Source organism: Acinetobacter sp. I-MWF (assembly GCF_025433935.1).
Classification (GTDB): domain Bacteria; phylum Pseudomonadota; class Gammaproteobacteria; order Pseudomonadales; family Moraxellaceae; genus Acinetobacter; species Acinetobacter guillouiae.
The window spans coordinates 1-2,642 of the sequence record NZ_JAMBAR010000004.1 but is presented as its reverse complement, the minus strand read 5'-3'; the positions used below and the strand labels follow the sequence as shown (position 1 = coordinate 2,642).

Genomic DNA, 2,642 nt, shown 5'->3' with positions numbered 1-2,642 from the left:
ATGTATATTGATTTTGGTGGTATATTCTCTCAGCGTGTATGGAAAGCAGAAAAAACCTCAACAGTAAAAGGCTGGATTAATTTAGAATAAAAACTAAAGCATTACCAGACTATTCTAAAGCTATATTTTTACATGAAACAGGACACTTATTTGGTTTTCCTGATGAATATTTTAAGGATGGGGGAGCAGTGCATAAGATGTATATTAAACCTGATACTCAAACTGTGGATATAGATTTTCCTCAACCTGAAAATGATTGGAAGCGGAAAGTAGATGGTCATTTAATGTCTTCACCTTTACCTGGAAAAATGCCCATTATTCCAGCATATTATTATGAACGGTTTCGAGAATATTTTGAAAATAAAACAGGTGTAAGATGGAAAGTCAAAAAAATAGAAGCTTAATTAAAAAAATTACACTTTATTTTTTATTTTTAGGAATAATAACAATGAGCTATGCAGAAAACTTTGAAATAAAACATCGATATATTCAAGTCGAAAAAACTTTTAATCAAACTTTTAATATCCTAATGCCTCCCTCTTACTATGGGATTACTATCAGTAATGATGATTATGTTATCACTAAAAATTTAAGCGGTATTTTTTCAGTTAAAAGTGATGACTTTGGTATTTTTAAAGCTCCATTAACAGAAGAAATGAAAAGAAGAATGAAAGAGGTTAATAGAATATTAAGAATTCCAAAAATTGAGAAAATATTAGCAACAACTAATGAGGAAAAGGCTTTTACTTATGTATTAGATAATAATACTCAAAGAGAAAAAAATGAAACTATAGTTGGATTTAAAATATATGATAGATGGGATAATGATGAATTTCTAAAATATGGTAAACAGAGTCAGGTTAAACATAGCAAGCTCATCAGTGACTTTATTTCAGATTTAGAAGATATTGGATATTCAAAGAATAATGAGAAATTTGCTGATTTTTATGGAACAACTAATATTATTCCTAAAAAAGAAGGTTTAGAAGTAATTCTGACTTTAAAAAATGTAGGACCTTTTGATATTACTTTTTCTAATCCATCAAAATGGGGAGATATTGTTGATCTTGAAGAGCCTTTTGATGAAAATAAAATTTGGTATGAAGTTCGCTTAGGCGCACAATGCCATGAAAAATCATGTTGGACTAGATTTGCACTAATGCCTGAAAATCTAATTAAAGATGACTTTAAACCTGAAGAGTTAGCAAGATCTTATTTCAAAATAGAGTCCAACGGTGAAAGAAGTTTTCGTTATCTTATACCTTATAATAAAATCACGACTACTTTTACCAATGGAGAGGTGAATACCAATAGAACAAAAGAAGGTTATATTCACTTTGACCAAGGACTGGCACTTAAATTAACTTTCTGGAATATGTACGTTAGCTTTGGAGATATATTCTCTAAACAAGTGTGGAAAGAAGAAAAGTCTTCGCAAGTCAAAGGCTGGATAAATTTACAATAAATCATAGTGTTTATCACTTGAAATAATTATAAAGCTTTGTTTTTATTTTAAAAATAAAAAAGGTGTAAGATGGAAAATCAAAAAATTAGAGTTTTAACTCAAATAATCGCGCTTTCTTTTTTATTTTGTGGAATAACAACAATGAACTATGCTGAAAATTTTAATATAAAATATAGTTATACTGATGTAGTGAAAACAATTAACCCACCAATGTCTATATCATACAATACTATTGCCATTAGTAATGATAATAGTATTGTTATTGATCATTTAAGTGATGTATTTTCAATTAAAAGTGATGAGTTTGGTATTTATAAAACTCCCCTATCAGAAGAAATGAAAGTAAAAACGCAAGAAATTAATAAGTTATTGAGAGTTTCAAATATTGAAAAAATCTTAGCAACAGACAATGAGAAAAGGGATTTTATTTACGTATTAGATAATGATAATGTCCAGTTTAGAAAACAGAAAATTATAAAGGGTCTAGAAATTGTAGAAAATTGGGACAAAAATCAATTTTTAAAATATGGAAATCCTAAGCAGGCTCAGTCTAGTCAAAAAATTAGCCAATTTTATATTGATTTAGTTAAAAATTTTCATTCACAACCTAAAGTTAAAGTTGCTGATTTTTATGGGACAACCAATATTATTCCTAAAAAAGAAGGTTTAGAAGTAATTCTAACTTTAAAAAATGTAGGACCTTTTGATGTTACCTTAAGCAATCCTAAAAGTTGGGAGGCAATACCGAAAGTCGGTGAAGAGGTAAATACTGATAAAACTTGGTATGAAATTGTTTTTTGGTGGCTTGTATAAAGATGTTTCATGGACAACACGCTTTGGTTTAGAAAACAAATATTTAATCAAAGATGAACTACAGTCTGATCAAGCACTTTATGGCTCTTTTATTGTTAAGTCCAACTCTGAAAGAACACTTCGCTTTTTAGTTCCTTATCAAGATATTCAATTTCGATCAAATACAGGACTGATAGATGGTAATCGAACCAAAGATGGTTATATTCTATTAGATTATCATGCTGGAGTCTTGGATAGTAGCTGGATAATGTATATTGATTTTGGTGGTATATTCTCTCAGCGTGTATGGAAAGCAGAAAAAACCTCAACAGTAAAAGGCTGGATTAATTTAGAATAAAAACTAAAGCATTACCAGACTATTCTA

Annotated in this window: 4 protein-coding genes; all 4 read left to right on the top strand. The window is 29.0% G+C overall.

What is annotated here, in order from left to right; genetic code table 11:
• Window positions 1–188: 188 nt before the first annotated feature.
• The 4 genes from M2R48_RS21090 to M2R48_RS21075 all read left to right on the top strand — a co-directional run bounded on the left by M2R48_RS21090 (window position 189) and on the right by M2R48_RS21075 (window position 2,615).
• On the top strand, window positions 189–404 hold the full coding sequence (locus tag M2R48_RS21090; protein WP_262087577.1) for a hypothetical protein: 216 nt from the start codon (window positions 189–191) through the stop codon (window positions 402–404).
• Window positions 377–1,465 carry a hypothetical protein gene (locus M2R48_RS21085; RefSeq protein WP_262087575.1) on the top strand — a complete coding sequence of 363 codons (1,089 nt, stop codon included), beginning with the start codon at window positions 377–379 and terminating at the stop codon, window positions 1,463–1,465. The genes M2R48_RS21090 and M2R48_RS21085 overlap by 28 nt, the downstream gene beginning before the upstream one ends.
• Before the next feature lie 69 nt (window positions 1,466–1,534).
• A complete protein-coding gene (locus M2R48_RS21080; protein ID WP_262087574.1) occupies window positions 1,535–2,278 on the top strand; it encodes a hypothetical protein in 744 nt (247 codons plus the stop codon).
• A complete protein-coding gene (locus tag M2R48_RS21075) occupies window positions 2,250–2,615 on the top strand; it encodes a hypothetical protein (protein WP_262087570.1) in 366 nt (121 codons plus the stop codon). Before M2R48_RS21080 ends, M2R48_RS21075 begins: the two co-directional genes overlap by 29 nt.
• The last annotated feature ends 27 nt before the right edge of the window (window positions 2,616–2,642 follow it).

Coding starts and splice junctions, on each gene's coding strand:
- M2R48_RS21085 (WP_262087575.1), top strand. CDS start 377: ATGGAAAGTCAAAAAAATAGAAGCTTAATTAAAAAAATTACACTTTAT.
- M2R48_RS21080 (WP_262087574.1), top strand. CDS start 1,535: ATGGAAAATCAAAAAATTAGAGTTTTAACTCAAATAATCGCGCTTTCT.
- M2R48_RS21075 (WP_262087570.1), top strand. CDS start 2,250: ATGAAATTGTTTTTTGGTGGCTTGTATAAAGATGTTTCATGGACAACA.